The sequence below is a fragment of the Escherichia sp. KTE31 genome, from assembly GCF_000407925.1.
Taxonomy (GTDB): domain Bacteria; phylum Pseudomonadota; class Gammaproteobacteria; order Enterobacterales; family Enterobacteriaceae; genus Escherichia; species Escherichia ruysiae.
The window spans coordinates 837704-855665 of the sequence record NZ_KE136723.1 but is presented as its reverse complement, the minus strand read 5'-3'; the positions used below and the strand labels follow the sequence as shown (position 1 = coordinate 855665).

At 49.7% G+C, this 17962-nt stretch carries 21 protein-coding genes and 1 other annotated feature; of the genes, 5 read left to right on the top strand and 16 right to left on the bottom strand.

Annotated elements, in window-relative coordinates; all coding sequences use genetic code 11:
• Positions 1-33: 33 nt before the first annotated feature.
• Both WES_RS09325 and cls read right to left on the bottom strand, forming a co-directional pair.
• The gene (locus WES_RS09325) at positions 34-363 is read right to left on the bottom strand and encodes an HI1450 family dsDNA-mimic protein (RefSeq protein WP_000366958.1); all 330 of its coding nucleotides are present in this window, start codon (positions 361-363) and stop codon (positions 34-36) included.
• Between the two features lie 34 nt (positions 364-397).
• Positions 398-1858 (bottom strand): cardiolipin synthase, encoded by a 1461-nt coding sequence (cls, locus tag WES_RS09330; RefSeq protein WP_000214525.1) that lies wholly within the window; start codon positions 1856-1858, stop codon positions 398-400.
• 142 nt (positions 1859-2000) lie between these two features.
• Between cls and WES_RS24080 the strand changes: the two genes are divergently transcribed.
• A complete protein-coding gene (locus WES_RS24080) occupies positions 2001-2174 on the top strand; it encodes a YciY family protein (RefSeq protein ID WP_001309467.1) in 174 nt (57 codons plus the stop codon).
• A 53-nt stretch (positions 2175-2227) separates the two neighbouring features.
• Here WES_RS24080 and kch read toward each other — a convergent pair whose 3' ends face one another.
• Positions 2228-3475 carry a voltage-gated potassium channel protein gene (gene kch / locus WES_RS09335; protein WP_010350461.1) on the bottom strand — a complete coding sequence of 416 codons (1248 nt, stop codon included), beginning with the start codon at positions 3473-3475 and terminating at the stop codon, positions 2228-2230.
• A gap of 300 nt (positions 3476-3775) precedes the next feature.
• Positions 3776-4072: a YciI family protein gene (locus WES_RS09340; protein WP_000967596.1), complete on the bottom strand. Its 297-nt coding sequence runs from the start codon at positions 4070-4072 to the stop codon at positions 3776-3778.
• A 223-nt stretch (positions 4073-4295) separates the two neighbouring features.
• Between WES_RS09340 and tonB the strand changes: the two genes are divergently transcribed.
• Complete coding sequence (gene tonB / locus WES_RS09345) at positions 4296-5015, top strand: TonB system transport protein TonB (RefSeq protein ID WP_016158397.1); 720 nt, start codon at positions 4296-4298, stop codon at positions 5013-5015.
• A gap of 39 nt (positions 5016-5054) precedes the next feature.
• Here the strand turns inward: tonB and yciA are convergent, their stop codons facing one another.
• From yciA to WES_RS09360, 3 genes are all read right to left on the bottom strand, one after another.
• Positions 5055-5453 (bottom strand): acyl-CoA thioester hydrolase YciA, encoded by a 399-nt coding sequence (gene yciA, locus WES_RS09350; RefSeq protein ID WP_000108155.1) that lies wholly within the window; start codon positions 5451-5453, stop codon positions 5055-5057.
• A 104-nt stretch (positions 5454-5557) separates the two neighbouring features.
• On the bottom strand, positions 5558-6097 hold the full coding sequence (locus WES_RS09355; RefSeq protein WP_000808667.1) for a septation protein A: 540 nt from the start codon (positions 6095-6097) through the stop codon (positions 5558-5560).
• Between the two features lie 29 nt (positions 6098-6126).
• A complete protein-coding gene (locus tag WES_RS09360; protein WP_000028528.1) occupies positions 6127-6870 on the bottom strand; it encodes a YciC family protein in 744 nt (247 codons plus the stop codon).
• A gap of 354 nt (positions 6871-7224) precedes the next feature.
• Between WES_RS09360 and ompW the strand changes: the two genes are divergently transcribed.
• Entirely contained in the window at positions 7225-7863 is a 639-nt protein-coding gene (ompW, locus tag WES_RS09365) for an outer membrane protein OmpW (RefSeq protein ID WP_000737249.1), read from the top strand.
• A gap of 58 nt (positions 7864-7921) precedes the next feature.
• On the opposite strand, the gene WES_RS09370 is transcribed toward ompW, so the two are convergent.
• The 9 genes from WES_RS09370 to trpL all read right to left on the bottom strand — a co-directional run bounded on the left by WES_RS09370 (position 7922) and on the right by trpL (position 16288).
• Complete coding sequence (locus tag WES_RS09370; RefSeq protein WP_001079483.1) at positions 7922-8428, bottom strand: ferritin-like domain-containing protein; 507 nt, start codon at positions 8426-8428, stop codon at positions 7922-7924.
• A 45-nt stretch (positions 8429-8473) separates the two neighbouring features.
• Positions 8474-8974, bottom strand: a complete 501-nt coding sequence (locus WES_RS09375; protein WP_001056502.1) for a YciE/YciF ferroxidase family protein — start codon at positions 8972-8974, stop codon at positions 8474-8476.
• An 85-nt stretch (positions 8975-9059) separates the two neighbouring features.
• Positions 9060-9239 carry a con-10 family general stress protein gene (locus WES_RS09380; RefSeq protein WP_000807651.1) on the bottom strand — a complete coding sequence of 60 codons (180 nt, stop codon included), beginning with the start codon at positions 9237-9239 and terminating at the stop codon, positions 9060-9062.
• Positions 9240-9619: 380 nt separating this feature from the next.
• Entirely contained in the window at positions 9620-10426 is an 807-nt protein-coding gene (gene trpA / locus WES_RS09385; protein WP_000443099.1) for a tryptophan synthase subunit alpha, read from the bottom strand.
• Complete coding sequence (gene trpB, locus WES_RS09390) at positions 10426-11619, bottom strand: tryptophan synthase subunit beta (protein WP_016158396.1); 1194 nt, start codon at positions 11617-11619, stop codon at positions 10426-10428. The genes trpA and trpB overlap by 1 nt, the downstream gene beginning before the upstream one ends.
• Before the next feature lie 11 nt (positions 11620-11630).
• Positions 11631-12992 carry a bifunctional indole-3-glycerol-phosphate synthase TrpC/phosphoribosylanthranilate isomerase TrpF gene (gene trpCF / locus WES_RS09395; RefSeq protein ID WP_000983854.1) on the bottom strand — a complete coding sequence of 454 codons (1362 nt, stop codon included), beginning with the start codon at positions 12990-12992 and terminating at the stop codon, positions 11631-11633.
• Positions 12993-14588: a bifunctional anthranilate synthase glutamate amidotransferase component TrpG/anthranilate phosphoribosyltransferase TrpD gene (trpD, locus tag WES_RS09400; protein ID WP_016158394.1), complete on the bottom strand. Its 1596-nt coding sequence runs from the start codon at positions 14586-14588 to the stop codon at positions 12993-12995.
• Complete coding sequence (gene trpE / locus WES_RS09405; protein ID WP_001194569.1) at positions 14588-16150, bottom strand: anthranilate synthase component I; 1563 nt, start codon at positions 16148-16150, stop codon at positions 14588-14590. The genes trpD and trpE overlap by 1 nt, the downstream gene beginning before the upstream one ends.
• Positions 16151-16173: 23 nt before the next feature.
• Positions 16174-16267 (bottom strand) — a sequence feature (Trp leader region).
• Positions 16244-16288, bottom strand: coding sequence for a trp operon leader peptide (gene trpL, locus WES_RS22745; protein WP_001700591.1), 45 nt, complete (start codon positions 16286-16288; stop codon positions 16244-16246). (Overlaps the previous feature by 24 nt.)
• Positions 16289-16425: 137 nt before the next feature.
• Between trpL and rnm the strand changes: the two genes are divergently transcribed.
• Positions 16426-17307, top strand: coding sequence for an RNase RNM (gene rnm, locus WES_RS09410; RefSeq protein ID WP_001285653.1), 882 nt, complete (start codon positions 16426-16428; stop codon positions 17305-17307).
• On the top strand, positions 17304-17924 hold the full coding sequence (locus tag WES_RS09415; RefSeq protein WP_001516499.1) for an L-threonylcarbamoyladenylate synthase: 621 nt from the start codon (positions 17304-17306) through the stop codon (positions 17922-17924). The genes rnm and WES_RS09415 overlap by 4 nt, the downstream gene beginning before the upstream one ends.
• Positions 17925-17962 lie beyond the last annotated feature (38 nt).

Sequence of the window (17962 nt, the reverse complement as noted above, 5' to 3'; positions counted from 1 at the left end):
CTGTCAGCCCTTTATCTCGCCAAAAGCGATTATTTATTCTCGCCAGATAATATGGCAAAGTTTGTGATCTTTTTCGCGGCATAACAGGATACGGGCGAAAATATCGTTGATTTCACCATCTTCACTGTCCGCCAGGCCAATCACCACTTCGGCAAAAAAGTCCGGATTCAAGTCGAAATCAACATGCTCCTGCCAGTCTTCTGCCGGGTCGAATAACTCCGCACCGCCGCGCTCTTCAAACTGAAGATTGAACAGCAGAACATCAGCCGGATCGAGATTATCTGCGGCCAGTTCGAGAAAAATATCATAGGCCTGTTCAAGTGTTTCATCTTCGGTCAGGCGATTGTTTAAATCCATATCCATAGTCACTACCCGTTTAACATCTGTTGGCCACGTTTTACAGCAACGGGCTGAAGAAGTAAAACAGTCGCTCGGCAACGCGCTGCCAGAGTGGTCGTTTCGCCCACAATCGCGCATCAAGTAAACGTGAACGCGAAATATAATCGTCCTGAACGGCGGCGAGGTCAGCACCAAAACCTTTATCGTCGATCGCCAGCGTGATTTCAAAGTTCAGCCAAAGACTACGCATATCGAGGTTAACGGTGCCCACCAGACTTAACTCGCCATCGACCAGCACGCTCTTGGTATGCAGTAATCCGCCTTCAAACTGATAAATTTTAACCCCTGCAGCCAGTAGTTCAGTAAAGAACGCGCGGCTGGCCCAGCCAACCAGCATTGAGTCATTTTTACGTGGCAGGATAATACTGACATCAACACCACGTTGCGCTGCCGTGCAAATAGCGTGAAGCAAATCATCGCTGGGCACGAAGTAGGGCGTCGTCATAATTAAATATTCGCGCGCCGAATATGCAGCGGTGAGTAGGGCCTGGTGAATCAGGTCTTCCGGGAAGCCGGGGCCAGAAGCAATGGTATGGATCGTATGACCGCTGGCCTGCTCAAACGGCATAATATTGACGTCTGGCGGTGGTGGCAGAATGCGTTTTCCAGTTTCAATCTCCCAGTCACAGGAATAAATAATCCCCATTGCAGTAGCAATAGGACCTTCCATGCGCGCCATCAGGTCAATCCATTGTCCTACACCTGCATCCTGTTTGAAGAAGCGCGGATCGACCATGTTCATGCTGCCGGTATAAGCAATGTAGTTATCGATCATGATCATCTTGCGGTGCTGGCGCAGATCCATACGGCGTAAAAATACGCGCATCAGATTAACTTTTAGGGACTCGACCACTTCGATACCGGCATTACGCATCAGTTCTGGCCACGGACTGCGGAAGAACGCGACGCTACCGGCGGAATCGAGCATCAGTCGGCAATGAATACCGCGTCGGGCTGCTGCCATCAATGACTCAGCTACCTGATCCGCCATACCGCCGGGTTGCCAGATATAAAACACCATCTCAATATTATGCCGGGCGAGCTGGATGTCGCGGATTAACGCCTGCATTACATCATCAGATTCGGTCATCAGTTGTAGCTGATTTCCTTTGACCCCGGCGATCCCCTGACGACGCTCGCAGAGCTTGAATAACGGTCCAGCGACACTGCTGTTTTCTTCCGCGAAGATATGTTTACAGGCTTTAAGATCGTTAAGCCATTTAGCGGTAGAAGGCCACATCGCTCTGGCGCGTTCGGCACGGCGTTTACCTAAGTGGAGTTCGCCGACTGCAAGATAGGCAATAATTCCGACCAGCGGCAGAATATAAATGATCAACAGCCAGGCCATGGCGGAGGGAACTGCACGTCGTTTCATCAGAATGCGTAATGTTACGCCTGCAATGAGCAACCAGTATCCCAGAATGGCCAACCAACTCACCAACGTATAAACGGTTGTCATAGATTAGAAATCCTTTTGAAAGCGCATTGTTATGAGTTTACGCATATGGATTCATCTGGCAAATAAAAACGCGGGAAAAGCACTGGTCAGCGTCGGGGGCGAGGGTATAATGACCGCTCTGTTATTGCATAGAGTAGTTAACATGAAGCGGAGTAGAACGGAAGTGGGACGCTGGCGTATGCAGCGTCAGGCTAGCCGGCGTAAATCGCGTTGGCTTGAGGGGCAGTCTCGCCGAAATATGCGTATCCACAGCATCAGGAAGTGCATTCTAAACAAACAGCGTAACTCGTTATTGTTTGCGATCTACAATATCTGAATGTTCCGGGCACCATCGCGGTGCCCGATAAGTTTGCCTTCGGCCTTTATAATCTATTTTTGCGCCGATTCATTACTGCCAGTTTTCGTTTCATCGTCATCGCTGAAAATACCATGCCCGGAGTTCAGCAACATTGAGACGAGCATATCATTATTAATCTCTTCACCATTTAAAACCCGCGCCAGAATTTCGCTGCCAAAAAGCTGCGGCGAAAGAATGATGTCCGGATGTACCATTTTAATTTTGTTCAGGTTTTTGCTATCACTGACCGCAAGCACTGTTTTGACATCTTTGCTCATATCTTTGGCTGACAGGACGACAAAAGCGTTATCTGCATCGTTATCACTGAGTGCCAGAATAGCCCGACAGTGATCGATTCCCGCTTTCTTTAATACCGAACTGTCATTGCTGTCACCGGGAATAACATCAGCATTGTCGCCTAAGCGTTGCTCAAGTTGTTTGATGTCATCTTCTGGCAAGTTACTGATAACAGTTACGTTTTGTCCGCGTTGATTCAGTTGTAGAATCGTGTTGATTGCCAGAATGGAGTGACCGCAAACAATAAAGTGATCTTTACGATTCATCGTATGCTTGTTTCCTTTCACAAGTTTATTGAATCCTCCTCGGATAAGGGGACCAAAAATAGAGGTCATGGAGGTGGCGAAAACGGTAATGCCAGAAATAATGACGGAAATAGTAAACAGGCGTGCCGATTCAGAAACGGGGACGATATCGCCATAGCCCACGGTTGACATCGTTTCTATCGAAAAATAGAAGGCAGTCATCAGGCTCTCTATTCGCGGATTGAAACCCTCGCTTAAATACAGCGCGCCGTAGGTGGAGTAAAACAGTAACGTCGTAAAACTAATAAAAGCAAAAATTGTCCCGGCTGCGGCACTACTGTGTGAGAAGTCTTTGCGCAGCACCAGTAAAATCACCAGCGTAAAGATGCAAAAACCGATGCTGAATTTCAGCCAGGGATAAAAATGAAGGGTGTAAATCAGTGTTATTAACAACAAAATAATACTGATTGCCCATGCCAGTTTTGCCCGAAATAACAAGCCGATCGAATTCAGAACAAGAAAGACGCCGAGCATAAACAGCGGCGCATTGGCCAGCAAGGAGAGATCAAGTTCCGAAAACGCCTGGATATGGAAGATATCGAGCAGATTGACCGACATGCCATAGATTGTTTTAAAAATAAGCAATCCATTTAAAAAGACGGCTAGCGCGATAATATCGTGCCGCAGGGTCACCCATAAATTTACTGCTGTTTGCCTGAATGTAGCCCAGTGACTCACTGATACCTCTGTAACCACAATTTTGTTTAATTATCTCTACGCGTACATAATGTGAACATACATGCGACGCGTGAATATGTTAAACAATAGTAGATGACTTTATCCGCAGTAATCAAAGGATTTGATTGAGCAATACCTTGTCCGGGAGGGGCATTTTTCCTGAATATGCTGACATCGTATAAAGAAATACAGATAAAGTTATTATCTGTTTGTGATGGTGGCTGCGATGGCATACCTACAAGGAAAGGCCAAACAAGAACACGGTTGCTAAAACCGTGTTCTAAGATGTGGAGCCTCTATTCAGAACACTTTCTTAAAGGGCTTTACTGAAACTTGTTCATACACTCCGGCCGCCACGTAAGGATCGGCATCGGCCCAGGCTTGCGCTGCTTCCAGAGATTCAAATTCAGCAATCACCGTCGAACCGGTAAAACCAGCGGCACCAGGATCATTGCTATCAACTGCTGGCATGGGTCCCGCAGTAAGCAAACGACCTTCATCATGCAGTAACTGCAAACGCGCTAAATGTGCCGGACGAACGGAAAGGCGTTTTTCGAGACTATCGGCTTTGTCTTGAGCGTAAATTACATACAACACGGGCACAACTCCTTGTTCGGAAAAGTTGTAAAGTACGTTATTTGAAAGGGCGAAGATCTGCAACGGAAAGATGATGTCTTTGTTAAGAGTCTGGGTAAAGTCAGGCTAATTACGCCAAAAATTGCGTTTTCACTGATCCTGATCGTTTTGCGTTATTGAATATGATTGCTATTTGCATTTAAAATTGAGGCCTGGTTTTTCTACTGAAATGATTATGACTTCAATGACCCTTGATTTACCTCGCCGCTTCCCCTGGCCGACGTTACTTTCAGTCTGCATTCACGGTGCTGTCGTGGCGGGTCTACTCTATACCTCGGTACATCAGGTTATTGAACTACCTGCGCCCGCGCAGCCGATTTCTGTCACCATGGTTGCGCCAGCCGATCTTGAACCGCCACAAGCTGTTCAACCGCCACCAGAGCCGGTGGCGGAGCCAGAGCCGGAACCTGAACCAGTACCAGAACCGCCAAAAGAAGCGCCGGTGGTCATTGAAAAGCCGAAGCCGAAACCTAAGCCAAAACCGAAGCCAGTGAAAAAGGTGCAGGAACAGCCAAAGCGCGATGTTAAACCAGCGGAGTCGCGTCCGGCATCACCGTTTGAAAATACGGCACCCGCACGCCCGACATCAAGTACGGCAACGGCTGCAACCAGCAAACCGGTCACCAGTGTGGCGTCAGGGCCACGCGCATTAAGCCGTAATCAGCCGCAGTATCCAGCGCGCGCGCAGGCATTGCGCATTGAAGGGCAGGTTAAAGTTAAATTTGACGTTACACCGGATGGTCGCGTGGATAACGTACAAATTCTTTCCGCCAAACCCGCAAACATGTTTGAGCGCGAAGTGAAAAACGCGATGCGTAGATGGCGCTACGAGCCGGGTAAGCCAGGAAGTGGAATTGTGGTAAATATTCTGTTTAAAATTAACGGCACCACCGAAATTCAGTAAGCAAAAAGTCAAAAGCCTCCGACCGGAGGCTTTTGACTATTACTCGACAGGTAAGGCGCGAGGCTTTCCTTCAGGATCAACCGCGACATACTTAAATAATGCTTCCGTCGCTTTATAGCGTTGCCCAAGTGGTTCAGACGCTACCTTTTTCACCCACACTTCAATATTAATGCTGACAGATGTTGTCCCTTTCTTGACACAGCGCGCATAGCAGCACACCACATCACCGACTGCTACAGGTCGCAGAAAAGTCATGCCTTCCACGCGAACGGTCACGACGCGACCATGTGCAATTTCTTTTGCCAGAATGGCACCACCAATATCCATCTGCGACATCAACCAACCACCAAAAATATCGCCATTGGCATTGGTATCGGCAGGCATGGCTAAAGTTCGTAAAACCAGATCGCCCTGGGGGACGTTATGTGTTGTTGACATGGTAAAACCGACTAAAAAGGAAAATCACAGGCGCGATGCTACTATGATTTTCCTGAGGAGAACAGAGGAGATACAGCGCCAGCCCCGAAGGACTGGCTGTCTGGTTATGATTTATCTTCCTGTGGCATGTGGCGGTAGATATAGATACCGCTTAACAGCGTGAAGATTAAGGTGAGGGCGGTCAGACCGAACACTTTGAAGTTGACCCAAATATTTTGTGGCAGCCAGAAAGCGATATAGATGTTTGCCAGCCCGCAAAGGATAAAAAAGACTGCCCAGGCCAGATTCAACTTCGACCATACTGGCTGCGGCAGGGTAAGCTCTTTACCCAACATACGTTGAATCAGCGGCTTTTTCATTACCCATTGGCTAACCAACAGGGCACCGGCAAACAGTGCGTAAATAACGGTGACCTTCCATTTAATAAACTCATCATTGTGGAAGAAAAGCGTCAGACCGCCGAAGACGACCACCAGAACAAAGGTGATCAGGGCCATCTTCTCAACCTTACGAAAGCGAACCCAGCTATAAATAAGCACAATCGCTGTGGCGACGATCAGCGCCGCAGTTGCCGCATAGATGTCATAAATCTTATAGAACGCGAAGAAGACAACCAGCGGTAGAAAATCAAGAAACTGCTTCATTTTACGATTCCGTAATCAAATGCTTAGGGTTATTGGCGAATCAACATGTACAGACGGAACAGATAGATGAGCAATACGGCTGAAATCAGGTTGCTCAAGGTGTTCGCCAGTACAGCGCCAATTTCTGGGGTTAATGCGGCAAATGAAGAGGCAAACAGCAACAACAGAGTTTTTGCCAGTAACCAGCTCAATACCGCAGGTGCCACCAGACGCATATTCGCCCATGTCAGCCGCATACTGCTGCGCATGGAGGCGAAAACGCCCATTTTATCCTGGACTAGCATCACGGGAGCCAACGCCAGCAGGATGGCCATGATGATACCAGGAACGACCACCAGCATGATGCCTATTTGCACAATCAATGTCGTCAGGAGGATTAGCAAGAATAACTTCGGTAATACCGGAGCGCTCGCGCCAATTGCCCGTAACGCGCTGACCCGCTGACCGGCGGACACTAGCTGGATCATTAATAATACGCCGCCCGCAAGAATGGCGTTACCGATTAATCCTGAAAAGGTAGAAGCGGCAGACGCACGCAGCAAAATTTGCTGTTGTTCCGGGGACATATTTTGTACCAGGTCGAACAACCCACCGCCGCCACTAACGGGTACACCGTCATTGAGCTGCGCAAGTTGAGCGTCACTGGGTGAGAAAACATGTCCTAACACCACTGTGATAAATGCACAAAGCAACGATACCAACAGAATGGTCATAAATTGATTACGGAAGAAATTTCCGGTGTCACGGTATACGGACTGCGCCGTGATAGACATGCACTCTCCTTGAGTTTTATGCAGGTGTTAATTAGCGGGCAATTGTACCCTGGTTAGCCTCTCAGTGGCAGCATCAGGTCATGTATGGAAAAGCATATCTTTGTAAAGCGGAGGTAATTGTTGACATTTATGTGTGCAGACAGGAGCAAGTAGCGAGCGCGTTAATATTTGCGCAGCGAAAATATATAAAAATTGATTTAAATCACGTTAACCAGGATTTTTGATACAACTTCTAAATTAATCCAGATCAATAAATGGTGATTTAGAGAATGTAGTGTGATCTGTGTAGGATCATTTGTTACCCCAATGTAGGTATATTTGTCACGTTTTTATAACCATAACGACGGAGCGGATATGAAAAAATTAACAGTGGCGGCTTTGGCAGTAACAACTCTTCTCTCTGGCACGGCCTTTGCGCATGAAGCAGGCGAGTTTTTTATGCGTGCAGGTTCTGCGACTGTGCGTCCGACAGAAGGCGCTGGTGGTACATTAGGAAGTTTGGGTGGGTTTAGTGTGACTAATAACACTCAGTTGGGCCTGACGTTTACGTATATGGCGACTGACAATATCGGTGTTGAATTACTGGCAGCGACGCCTTTCCGCCATAAAATTGGTACTCGCGCGACCGGTGATATTGCAACAGTCCATCATCTGCCGCCAACACTGATGGCGCAGTGGTATTTTGGTGATGCCAGCAGCAAATTCCGTCCTTACGTTGGTGCCGGTATTAACTACACCACGTTCTTTGATAATGGATTTAACGATCATGGCAAAGAGGCCGGGCTTTCCGATCTCAGTCTGAAAGATTCCTGGGGAGCGGCCGGGCAGGTGGGGGTTGATTATCTGATTAACCGTGACTGGTTGGTTAACATGTCAGTCTGGTACATGGATATCGATACTACCGCCAATTATAAGCTGGGCGGTGCACAGCAACACGATAGCGTACGCCTCGATCCGTGGGTGTTTATGTTCTCAGCAGGTTATCGCTTTTAATTCCCCGCAAAAATGACCCCGTAATTACGGGGTCAATAAGGACATGGCATAAAGGGTATTATTTCTTCGCTTCTACGCCATCAGCTTCAGAGCGAATTAAAAATTTCTCAGTTGTTTGCGGAATATGCTGAATCAGCCAGTCGGCCATCTGCTTTTCCTCATTTAAAATCGCTTCGATGACCGGAATAGAGGCGGTATCACCGGCATTTTTTGCCGCAGCTAATAGTGAGGTATAGCAGGCGATTTCAAATTGCTCGAAGACATAGCCGCTAATTGAACCTTTTACAATTTCATCAGAAGGGAAAATACCACCAATAGACTGTCCAAGCGCCGCCATTTTACTCATCGAATCTTTAATGACTGAGCGCGAAATGTCATTACGGTCAAGAATAGTTTCCAGTTGAACAATCTGGTTTTTAGTTTCGCTAAGATGTTGTTCAATACGTGCGCGTAAATCAGGATAATTATCTATGCGGCTGGCCATTGATTCAAGCATAGATTCTGCTTGCTTTTCCATTGCATGGGCATCACGTAGCCAGTCATGATAATGTTCAATACGATTCATGAAAATGTCCTCTTTATAAAATTACTGAAAGTTTAAGTTCATATTTCAGGCTTTATTTTCGGCTTTCTTATTTACGTTATTAAGGGCCAGATCAGTCAGTTTGATATCGGTAGCCTTTTCTTCTTCCAGGGTTTCTTTAAGAAGCTTCGCTGCTTTACGATAACCTAACTGTTCAGCCAGGGTCGCTAATGTCCCGTAACTGGCAATCTCATAGTGCTCGACTTTCTGTGCGGCGGCAATCAGTGCGGCATCACGCACTTCGTTTTTCTCGGTGCTTTCGATGACCTCATTAGCTTCTTCAATGAGTCCTTCCATTGCTACACACTTCATGCGTTTAATTTTAAGATTTGATTCGGATTCTACGACTTGATCAATACGTTCTATCTGTCCATGAGTTTCCTCAAGGTGCGCATGAAAGGCCTGGCTTAATTTTTCGTTAGATGTCGCTCTGGAAAGTTTTGCCAGCGCGCGAGTTAACTGTTTTTCTGCGCTGTAGGTGTCTGAAAGCAGGTGAATAAATACATCTTCAATGGTCTTCATATTCATATTTTTCTCCAGTGAAATTACTGCGAGCCAGAAGGCTCGCAGATGCAATTATCTTTATCAGCTGATATTAATAATTAACGGTGAATCAGGATTTTCCTGATTTATTACCACCGCTTTGTTGACCGCCTTTTTTACCCGCTTCGGATGCGCGTTGCGGATCATTTTTAAAATTACCTCCGCTGTGCTGACCGCCTTTACGACCTGCGTCGGATGCCTTCTCACGGTCTTCGGCGAAATTTCCTGAACCACCACGATGTTCGGCCATGTTATTTCTCCCGTTGCGTTGCATTGTTTCATTAATATGAGTGTTGTGTGTCGACACTCATTAAAATTAGCCGCTAATGAGAATTAGTCAAATTAAGTGTGACAAGAATGAGGATGGGAAATATATTTTGAGGAAACTTCTGGATATATTAACAATTGCCTGAGGAATAAGTGAGTTAGGAAAAATTATTGATTTTACTGGTGTTATGTTGCGGGATTAATTTGTTTGATTATATTACTGTTGGGCGGAAAAATGACGTAAGTTGACGTATGTTAGGGTTAAGCAAAACGGTAAAAAGGCAAATAATAAATAAAATTAAGATTTTTCTGGCTTCGTTAAAGGAATACAAAATGCCGTCAGCAGAACTGACGGCTGTGGGATTAACTGCGTGTTGCCGCTTTCATCGGTTGTACAAAAGCTTTCAATGCTACCAGCATTTTCTCTGGCTCATTAATATGTTGCTCGATGATTTTAACAATTGCCGAACCAGAAATCGCGCCCGCAGCTCCTGCATCAATCGCTGCTTTTACCTGTTCCGGGGCAGAAATACCAAACCCTTGTAACGGAGGCGCAGCGTTGTACTCTTTCAGCTTCGCGACCAGATGATTGAGGGGTAACGCGGCGCGTTTTTCAGCTCCGGTCACGCCTGCTCGCGACAGTAAATAGGTGTAACCACGACCGTAAGAAGCAATCTGGCGCAGCAAATCATCATCGGCATTCGGCGGGCAGATAAAGATAGGGGCGACATTATGGCGCAACGCGGCCTGACGGAAGGGCGCAGACTCTTCCACGGGCACATCGGCAACCAGCACCGAATCGATGCCGGCTTTCTCGCACTGGGCATAAAACTCATCAATGCCTTTGTTAAACACCAGGTTGGCATACATCAAAAGGCCGATGGGAATGGTCGGGTGCTTCTGGCGAATCAGTGCCAGCATCTCAAAGCACTGCGCCGGGGTCACTCCTGCCGCAAAAGCACGCAGAGTCGCGTTTTGAATGGTCGGGCCATCCGCGAGTGGGTCGGAGAAGGGGATGCCTAACTCCAGCGCGTCAGCACCAGCTTCAATTAGCGTATCGATAATTTTCAGCGACTGCTCAATGCCAGGGTCACCGAGAGTCACGAAAGGAACAAATGCGCCTTCTTTGCGCTCCTTCAACTGGGCAAACAGAGTTTCATAGCGTTCCATCAGATTTCCCCTCGTGCTTTCAAAATATCGTGAACGGTGAAGATGTCTTTATCGCCGCGACCGGAAAGGTTAACCACCAGCAGCTGCTCTTTTTCCGGATTTTCGCGCATCATTTTCAGCGCATGAGCCAGGGCATGGGAGGATTCCAGCGCAGGAATAATCCCTTCATGCAGGCACAGCGTTTTAAAGGCTTCCAGTGCTTCATCATCGGTAATTGACACGTAATCTGCGCGTCCAATGCTGTTGAGATACGCATGTTGCGGGCCGACGGACGGGAAATCCAGTCCGGCGGAGATGGAGTAAGATTCTTCAATCTGCCCGTCTTCGGTCTGCATCATCGGCGCTTTCATACCGAAATAGATGCCCACGCGACCATGTTTTAACGGTGCGCCGTGCTCGCCGGTTTCGATACCGTGACCGCCAGGCTCCACGCCAATCAGGCCGACGTCGGTATCGTTGATGAAATCAGCAAACATACCGATGGCATTTGAACCGCCGCCAACGCAGGCGATAACGGCATCCGGCAGGCGACCTTCTCTTTCCAGAATTTGCGCTTTGGTTTCTTCGCCAATCATCCGCTGAAACTCACGCACAATGGTCGGGTAAGGATGCGGGCCAGCTGCGGTGCCCAGCATATAGTGCGCGGTTTCATAACTGCCTGACCAGTCGCGCAGTGCCTCATTACAGGCATCTTTCAGCGTCGCGGAACCGCTATGCACCGGGATCACTTCCGCACCCATTAAGCGCATACGAAAAACGTTGGGCGACTGGCGTTCAACGTCTTTGGCTCCCATATAAATGCGGCATTTCAGGCCGAGCAGGGCGCTGGCAAGGGCAGACGCCACGCCATGCTGACCGGCACCGGTTTCGGCGATGATTTCGGTTTTACCCATCCGCTTCGCCAGCAACGCCTGACCCAGCACCTGGTTGGTTTTATGTGCGCCGCCGTGCAATAAATCTTCGCGCTTCAGGTACAGCGTGGTTTTAGTGTCCGCCGTAATGTTCTGGCATTTAGTCAGCGCGGTCGGACGTCCGGCATAGTTTTTCAGCAGATCGTTGAACTGAGCCTGAAATTCAGGATCTTTTTGCGCGCTGACGAAGGCCTCTTCCAGCTGGCGCAGGGCAGGCATCAGGATTTGTGGCACGTACATGCCGCCAAACTCACCAAAATAGGGGTTAAGTAATGTTGTCATTGTTCCTTTCCTTAATATGCGCGCAGTGTCTGAAAGACCGAGGCCAAAAGATGTGCATCTTTGATGCCCGGTTGTGACTCTACAGCAGAATTAAAATCAAGCCCGGCGCAGCCGGTTTGTGCCGCTTCCACGCAGTTATCTGCGCCTAAGCCCCCCGCCAGCAGGACGTTGCCAAGCGATTGACCATTTAACAGTGACCAGTCGAAACGTTGCCCGCTCCCGCCCTGACCGTTGTCGAAAACATATTTATCAATGTGCTGAAAATCGCGCGCGGGCAGGGTTTCTCCAACGCTCAATGCTTTCCAGATGGCAACGTTTGCTGGCAGAGCATCACGCAGTGCGTCGATATACTGCTGGTCTTCATTGCCATGCAGTTGTACTGCTGCCAGCGATAAGGTATTCGCTTTTGCTAGCACATCGGTAAGGTCGTGGTTACGAAACACGCCGACATACTGTAGTGGCGCCGCAGTCATTACTTCCTGCGCCTGTTCAACGCTGACGCAGCGCGGTGATGTCGCAACAAAAATCAATCCGCCGTAAATCGCGCCTACGTCATAAGCAGCTCTGGCATCTTGTGGGCGAGTCAGGCCACACACTTTATTCTCACCCAGTAGTACCCGACGCACGGCGGCGTTTAGATCGTCGTGCGCCATCAGCGCCGAGCCAATCAAAAAACCATTAGCGAAGTGGCTTAACTCGCGTACTTGCGCGTAAGTGTTGATACCCGACTCGCTGATCACCGTCACGTTGTGCCCCAGTTTCGGCGCAAGCTCGCGCGTGCGGTTGAGATCAATCGACAAATCACGCAGATCGCGGTTGTTGATGCCAACGACTTTTGCCCCCAGCGCAATGGCGCGCTCCAGTTCCTCTTCATTACTGACTTCGGTCAGCACACCCATCCCCAGACTATGGGCGACAGCAGCGAGCTGGCGATACTGTTCGTCGTCCAGTACTGAAAGCATTAATAAGCAGGCATCGGCCTGGTAATAGCGCGCCAGATAAATCTGGTAAGGGTCGATAATAAAGTCTTTACATAAAATCGGCTGGGGCGCGATTTGGCTGACGATAGGGAGGAAATCAAAGCTCCCCTGGAAATATTTCTCATCAGTCAGCACCGAAATTGCCGAAGCGTAATGCTTATAAATCGAGGCAATGCGTACCGGATCGAAATCATCACGGATCACTCCTTTTGACGGAGACGCTTTCTTGCATTCCAGAATAAATGCGGTACGTGCACCCTGTAGCGCATCATAAAAATGTCGCGTGCTCGGCTGAATCTCATTCTGAAAACTGGCAAGTGGTTGCTGCTGTTTACGGGCTTCTACCCAAATCGCCTTGTCTGCGACGATTTTCGCTAAAACGGTTTGCATCATTTACCCTCGTGCCGCCAGTGCGGTGACTCTGTCGTAAGCGGAACCACTGCGCAGTACCTCAAGAACGGTTTGCGCATTGGCTTGCAGATCTTCCTGGCCATGCAGGCGCATTAACATGGCGACATTCGCCGCGACGGCTGCCTCATGGGCGGCGTCGCCTTTACCTTGTAACAAACGTGTTAAAATGTCACGGTTTTCTTCCGGCGTTCCGCCTGCCAGTTGTTCCTGGTGGTAGGGAGTCAGGCCAAAATCTTCTGCGGTCAACTGATAGCTCTTAATTTCGCCGTCATGAAGTTCTGCAACGATTGTCGGCGCGTGTAAGGAAACTTCATCCATTCCGCCGCTGTGCACAACCGCTGCACGTTGATACCCCAGCACGCGCAAGGTTTCGGCAATCGGCAGCACCAGTTCCGGACTATAAACACCAATTAACGCCAGCGGTGGATGAGCAGGGTTAATCAATGGCCCCAGCACGTTGAACAGGGTGCGGGTTTTCAGTTGCTGGCGAACCGGCATCGCGTGGCGGAATCCGGTGTGATATTTCGGTGCGAAGAGGAAGCAAACGCCTAACTCGTCCAGCGCCTGGCGCGATTTATCGGCATTCATATCCAGGTTGATACCAAACGCTGCCAGCAGATCCGACGAACCCGATTTACTGGAGACACTGCGGTTGCCGTGTTTCGCCACTTTCAGGCCACAGGCTGCTGCAACAAAAGCACTGGCGGTAGAAATGTTGATACTGTTGCTGCCGTCACCGCCGGTGCCGACGATATCGGCAAACAGATAATCCGGGCGCGGGAACGGCGCAGCGTTTTCCAGAAGCGCAGTTGCTGCTCCGGCGATTTCGTTCGGGTGCTCGCCGCGAATTTTCATGCTCACCAGCGCAGCCGCCAGTTGTTCCGGTTTCAGTTCGCCACGCACCACCGCTGAAAAAAGCTGATGGCTTTCCTGCTGGCTAAGCGTCTGCGCCTGATACAGTTTTTCGAGAATCGGTTGCAGCGTGTTGGTGGGTTCCAGCTTTTGCTGCGCCCAGGCCAGCGTTTGTTCCAGCAGGCGAGCGCCCTGAGTGGTGAGAATGGATTCCGGATGGAACTGGAATCCGCAAACGCGATCCGCATCATGACGAACCGCCATTACCATGCCATTAAAATGGGCATTGATGGTTAAACCGGCCGGAATGTTACTGCCAACCAGCGAGTGATAACGCGCCACCGGCAGTGGGTTTGTTAACCCGGCAAACATCGCCTGACCGTCATGTTCAATGCTCGACGCTTTACCGTGCAAAATTTCGCCCGCTTGTCCGACATACCCCCCATAGGCTTCGACAATCGCCTGATGACCGAGGCAAATGCCAATAATCGGCAGCTTGCCGCGCAGACGGGTAAGCAGTTCCGGCATACAACCGGCTTCGCTTGGCACACCAGGGCCAGGAGAAAGCATCAGCACCGGATTGCTCATCGTCGCCAGGCGTTCAATTAAGGTCTGCGCCGGAATATGGTTGCGGTAAATCACCACGTTATGACCATTGCTGCGCAACTGATCTGCCAGGTTGTAAGTAAAAGAGTCGATATTATCGAGCAGCAGAATGTCAGCCATCAGAAAGTCTCCTGTGCATGATGCGCGGTGGCGATAGCGCGCAGTACAGCGCGGGCTTTATTACGGGTTTCGTCGGCTTCCGACTGCGGAACAGAATCAAGAACCACGCCAGCACCGGCTTGCACGGTGGCGATGCCGTTTTCCACCAGCGCCGAGCGGATCACAATGCAGGTGTCGAGATCGCCGTGCGCGGTGAAATAACCTACTGCGCCGCCGTAACTGCCGCGTCGACGACCTTCTGCTTCGGCAATTAACTGCATGGCACGCACTTTCGGCGCACCGCTTAATGTGCCCATATTCATACAGGCGCGGTAAGCGTGCAGGGCGTCGAGATCGTGACGCAATTCACCGACAACGCGGGAGACGAGATGCATCACGTAAGAGTAACGGTCAACTTTGGTGAGGTCGGCAACGTATCGGCTGCCGGGGGTGCAAATGCGCGCCAGATCATTACGGGCGAGATCCACCAACATCAGATGTTCCGAAAGCTCTTTATGGTCGGTACGCATCTCCAGTTCAATGCGGCTGTCGAGGTCTCTGTCCAGTGAACCATCGGCGCGACGACCGCGTGGGCGTGTTCCGGCAATCGGGTAGATTTCAATCTGGCGGCTGGTGGCGTCATACTTGAGCGAACTTTCCGGCGACGCGCCAAACAGGGTGAAATCATTATCCTGCATAAAAAACATGTACGGGCTGGGATTACTCTTTTTCAGCACGTAATAGGCCGCCAGCGGTGACGGGCAGGGCAGTGAGAAACGGCGAGAGGGTACGACCTGGAAAATCTCTCCGGCGCGAATCGCTTTTTGCAATGAACGAACGACACCGCCGAACTCTTCATCACTTTGATTACACTCACAACGCATATGCGGCACAGAAACCACCGGTAGCGGCGGTGCGCTTTCGGTTAGCTGTTGGCGAAGTTCAGCAAGGCGTGCGGTGAGGCGCTGTTTTTCTTCTTCATTTGGAGCAAACAGGCTGGCCTGAATACGGGTACTTTTCTTCTGATGGTCAATCACCATCAGCGTTTCAGCGAGATAAAAACAGAAATCAGGGCAGTTATTTTCCGCTGACAATTGCGGTAAATCTTCAAACCCCGCCACAAGGTCATAAGAGAACAGGCCGCCGAAGAACATTGCTTCTCGTTCTTCCTTTGGCACATCCAGCAGATCCTGCAACAAGCGAAAGGCGTCAAATACTGAAAGGGAGCATAAGCGGGCGTCTTCATCCAGCAGTGGGCTGACAGGGGGGAAGCGCAGCACACGGCAGTTTGGTGATTGTTCATTTTCCACACCCGCAGGCAGGGCGTTATCCAGTAGTGTCAGCAGGGCTTCACCATTGCCGGAAAGCGACTGGATTGTGACAGTGTCACCTAAAGCTGTAATGCGCAGCGCACTGTCCGCCAACAGCAGGCTTTTTAAATCATCTTTGCTGTCGATATCTGCGGATTCGAGCAGCAGCGTTGCGGGACGATCCCCACACAACTGGTGAAAAAGTGCGGTTGGATTGTCGCGATAAGCACCTTCGCAGGTTAACAGTTCGAGAGTCGGTTTTTGTGTTTGCATTGTTATTCTCGTTAATTTTGTTCAAAAAAAAGCCCGCGCATTAGGCGGGCTGGGTATCTGATTGCTTTACGCATGGTGAATACACTGCCCGTTTCAGGAAGTGCGCCACCAACCTTTCAGTACGAAAATCGCTTTCATTGTCGATACCCTTTTTACGTGAACTTGCGTACTAGTTAACTAGTTCGATGATTGATTGTCAACAGCTCATTTCAGAATATTTGTCAGAACCGTTATGATGTCGGCGCAAAAAACATTATCCAGAACGGGAGTGCGCCTTGAGCGACACAAATTACGCAGTCATTTATGACCTGCACAGCCATACCACGGCTTCCGATGGCTGCCTGACGCCAGAGGCGCTGGTACACCGTGCTGTAGACATGCGCGTCGGCACCCTGGCGATCACTGACCATGACACCACAGCAGCAATCGCACCAGCAAGAGAAGAAATTTCACGTTCAGGACTGGCGCTGAATCTTATTCCCGGCGTGGAAATTTCTACCGTATGGGAAAATCATGAAATTCATATTGTCGGGCTGAATATTGATATTACTCATCCGCTAATGTGTGAGTTCCTGGCGCAGCAAACAGCACGGCGCAATCAGCGGGCGCAGTTAATCGCTGAAAGACTGGAAAAAGCGCAAATACCTGGTGCTCTGGAAGGCGCGCAAAGACTGGCGCAGGGGGGCGCAGTGACGCGCGGTCATTTTGCTCGTTTTCTGGTCGAATGCGGCAAAGCCAGTTCAATGGCGGATGTCTTTAAAAAATATCTGGCGCGTGGGAAAACCGGATACGTTCCGCCGCAGTGGTGTACAATAGAACAAGCTATTGATGTCATTCATCATTCTGGCGGTAAGGCGGTGCTAGCTCATCCTGGGCGGTACAATCTTAGTGCTAAATGGCTGAAAAGATTGGTTGCGCATTTTGCCGAACACCACGGCGACGCGATGGAAGTCGCGCAGTGCCAGCAATCGCCCAATGAACGCACCCAACTGGCGACACTTGCCCGCCAGCACCATTTATGGGCATCACAAGGATCTGATTTTCATCAGCCGTGCCCGTGGATTGAACTGGGTCGTAAACTCTGGCTGCCCGCAGGCGTTGAAGGCGTCTGGCAGCTATGGGAACAGCCGCAGAACACCACAGAGAGGGAATTATGAGTCAGTTTTTTTATATTCATCCTGATAACCCGCAGCAACGTCTGATCAACCAGGCGGTGGAGATCGTGCGTAAAGGCGGGGTGATTGTTTATCCAACCGATTCCGGCTATGCGCTCGGCTGTAAAATTGAAGATAAAAACGCCATGGAGCGTATTTGTCGTATTCGCCAGCTGCCGGACGGTCACAACTTTACCCTGATGTGTCGCGATCTTTCTGAACTCTCGACCTATTCCTTTGTGGATAACGTCGCGTTTCGCCTGATGAAAAACAACACGCCAGGTAACTACACTTTCATCCTGAAGGGAACGAAAGAGGTGCCACGCCGTTTGTTGCAGGAAAAACGCAAAACCATCGGGATGCGCGTACCGTCTAACCCCATCGCTCAGGCGTTACTTGAGGTGCTGGGTGAACCGATGCTTTCCACTTCGTTAATGCTGCCGGGTAGCGAATTTACTGAATCCGATCCGGAAGAGATTAAAGACCGTCTGGAAAAACAGGTGGATTTAATTATTCATGGCGGCTATCTCGGCCAGAAACCAACAACGGTCATCGACCTCACCGATGATACGCCAGTCGTGGTGCGTGAAGGCGTGGGTGATGTGAAGCCTTTCTTATAAGAGCGTAACTCTGTATACTACGCGGCCTTAAAATGGCA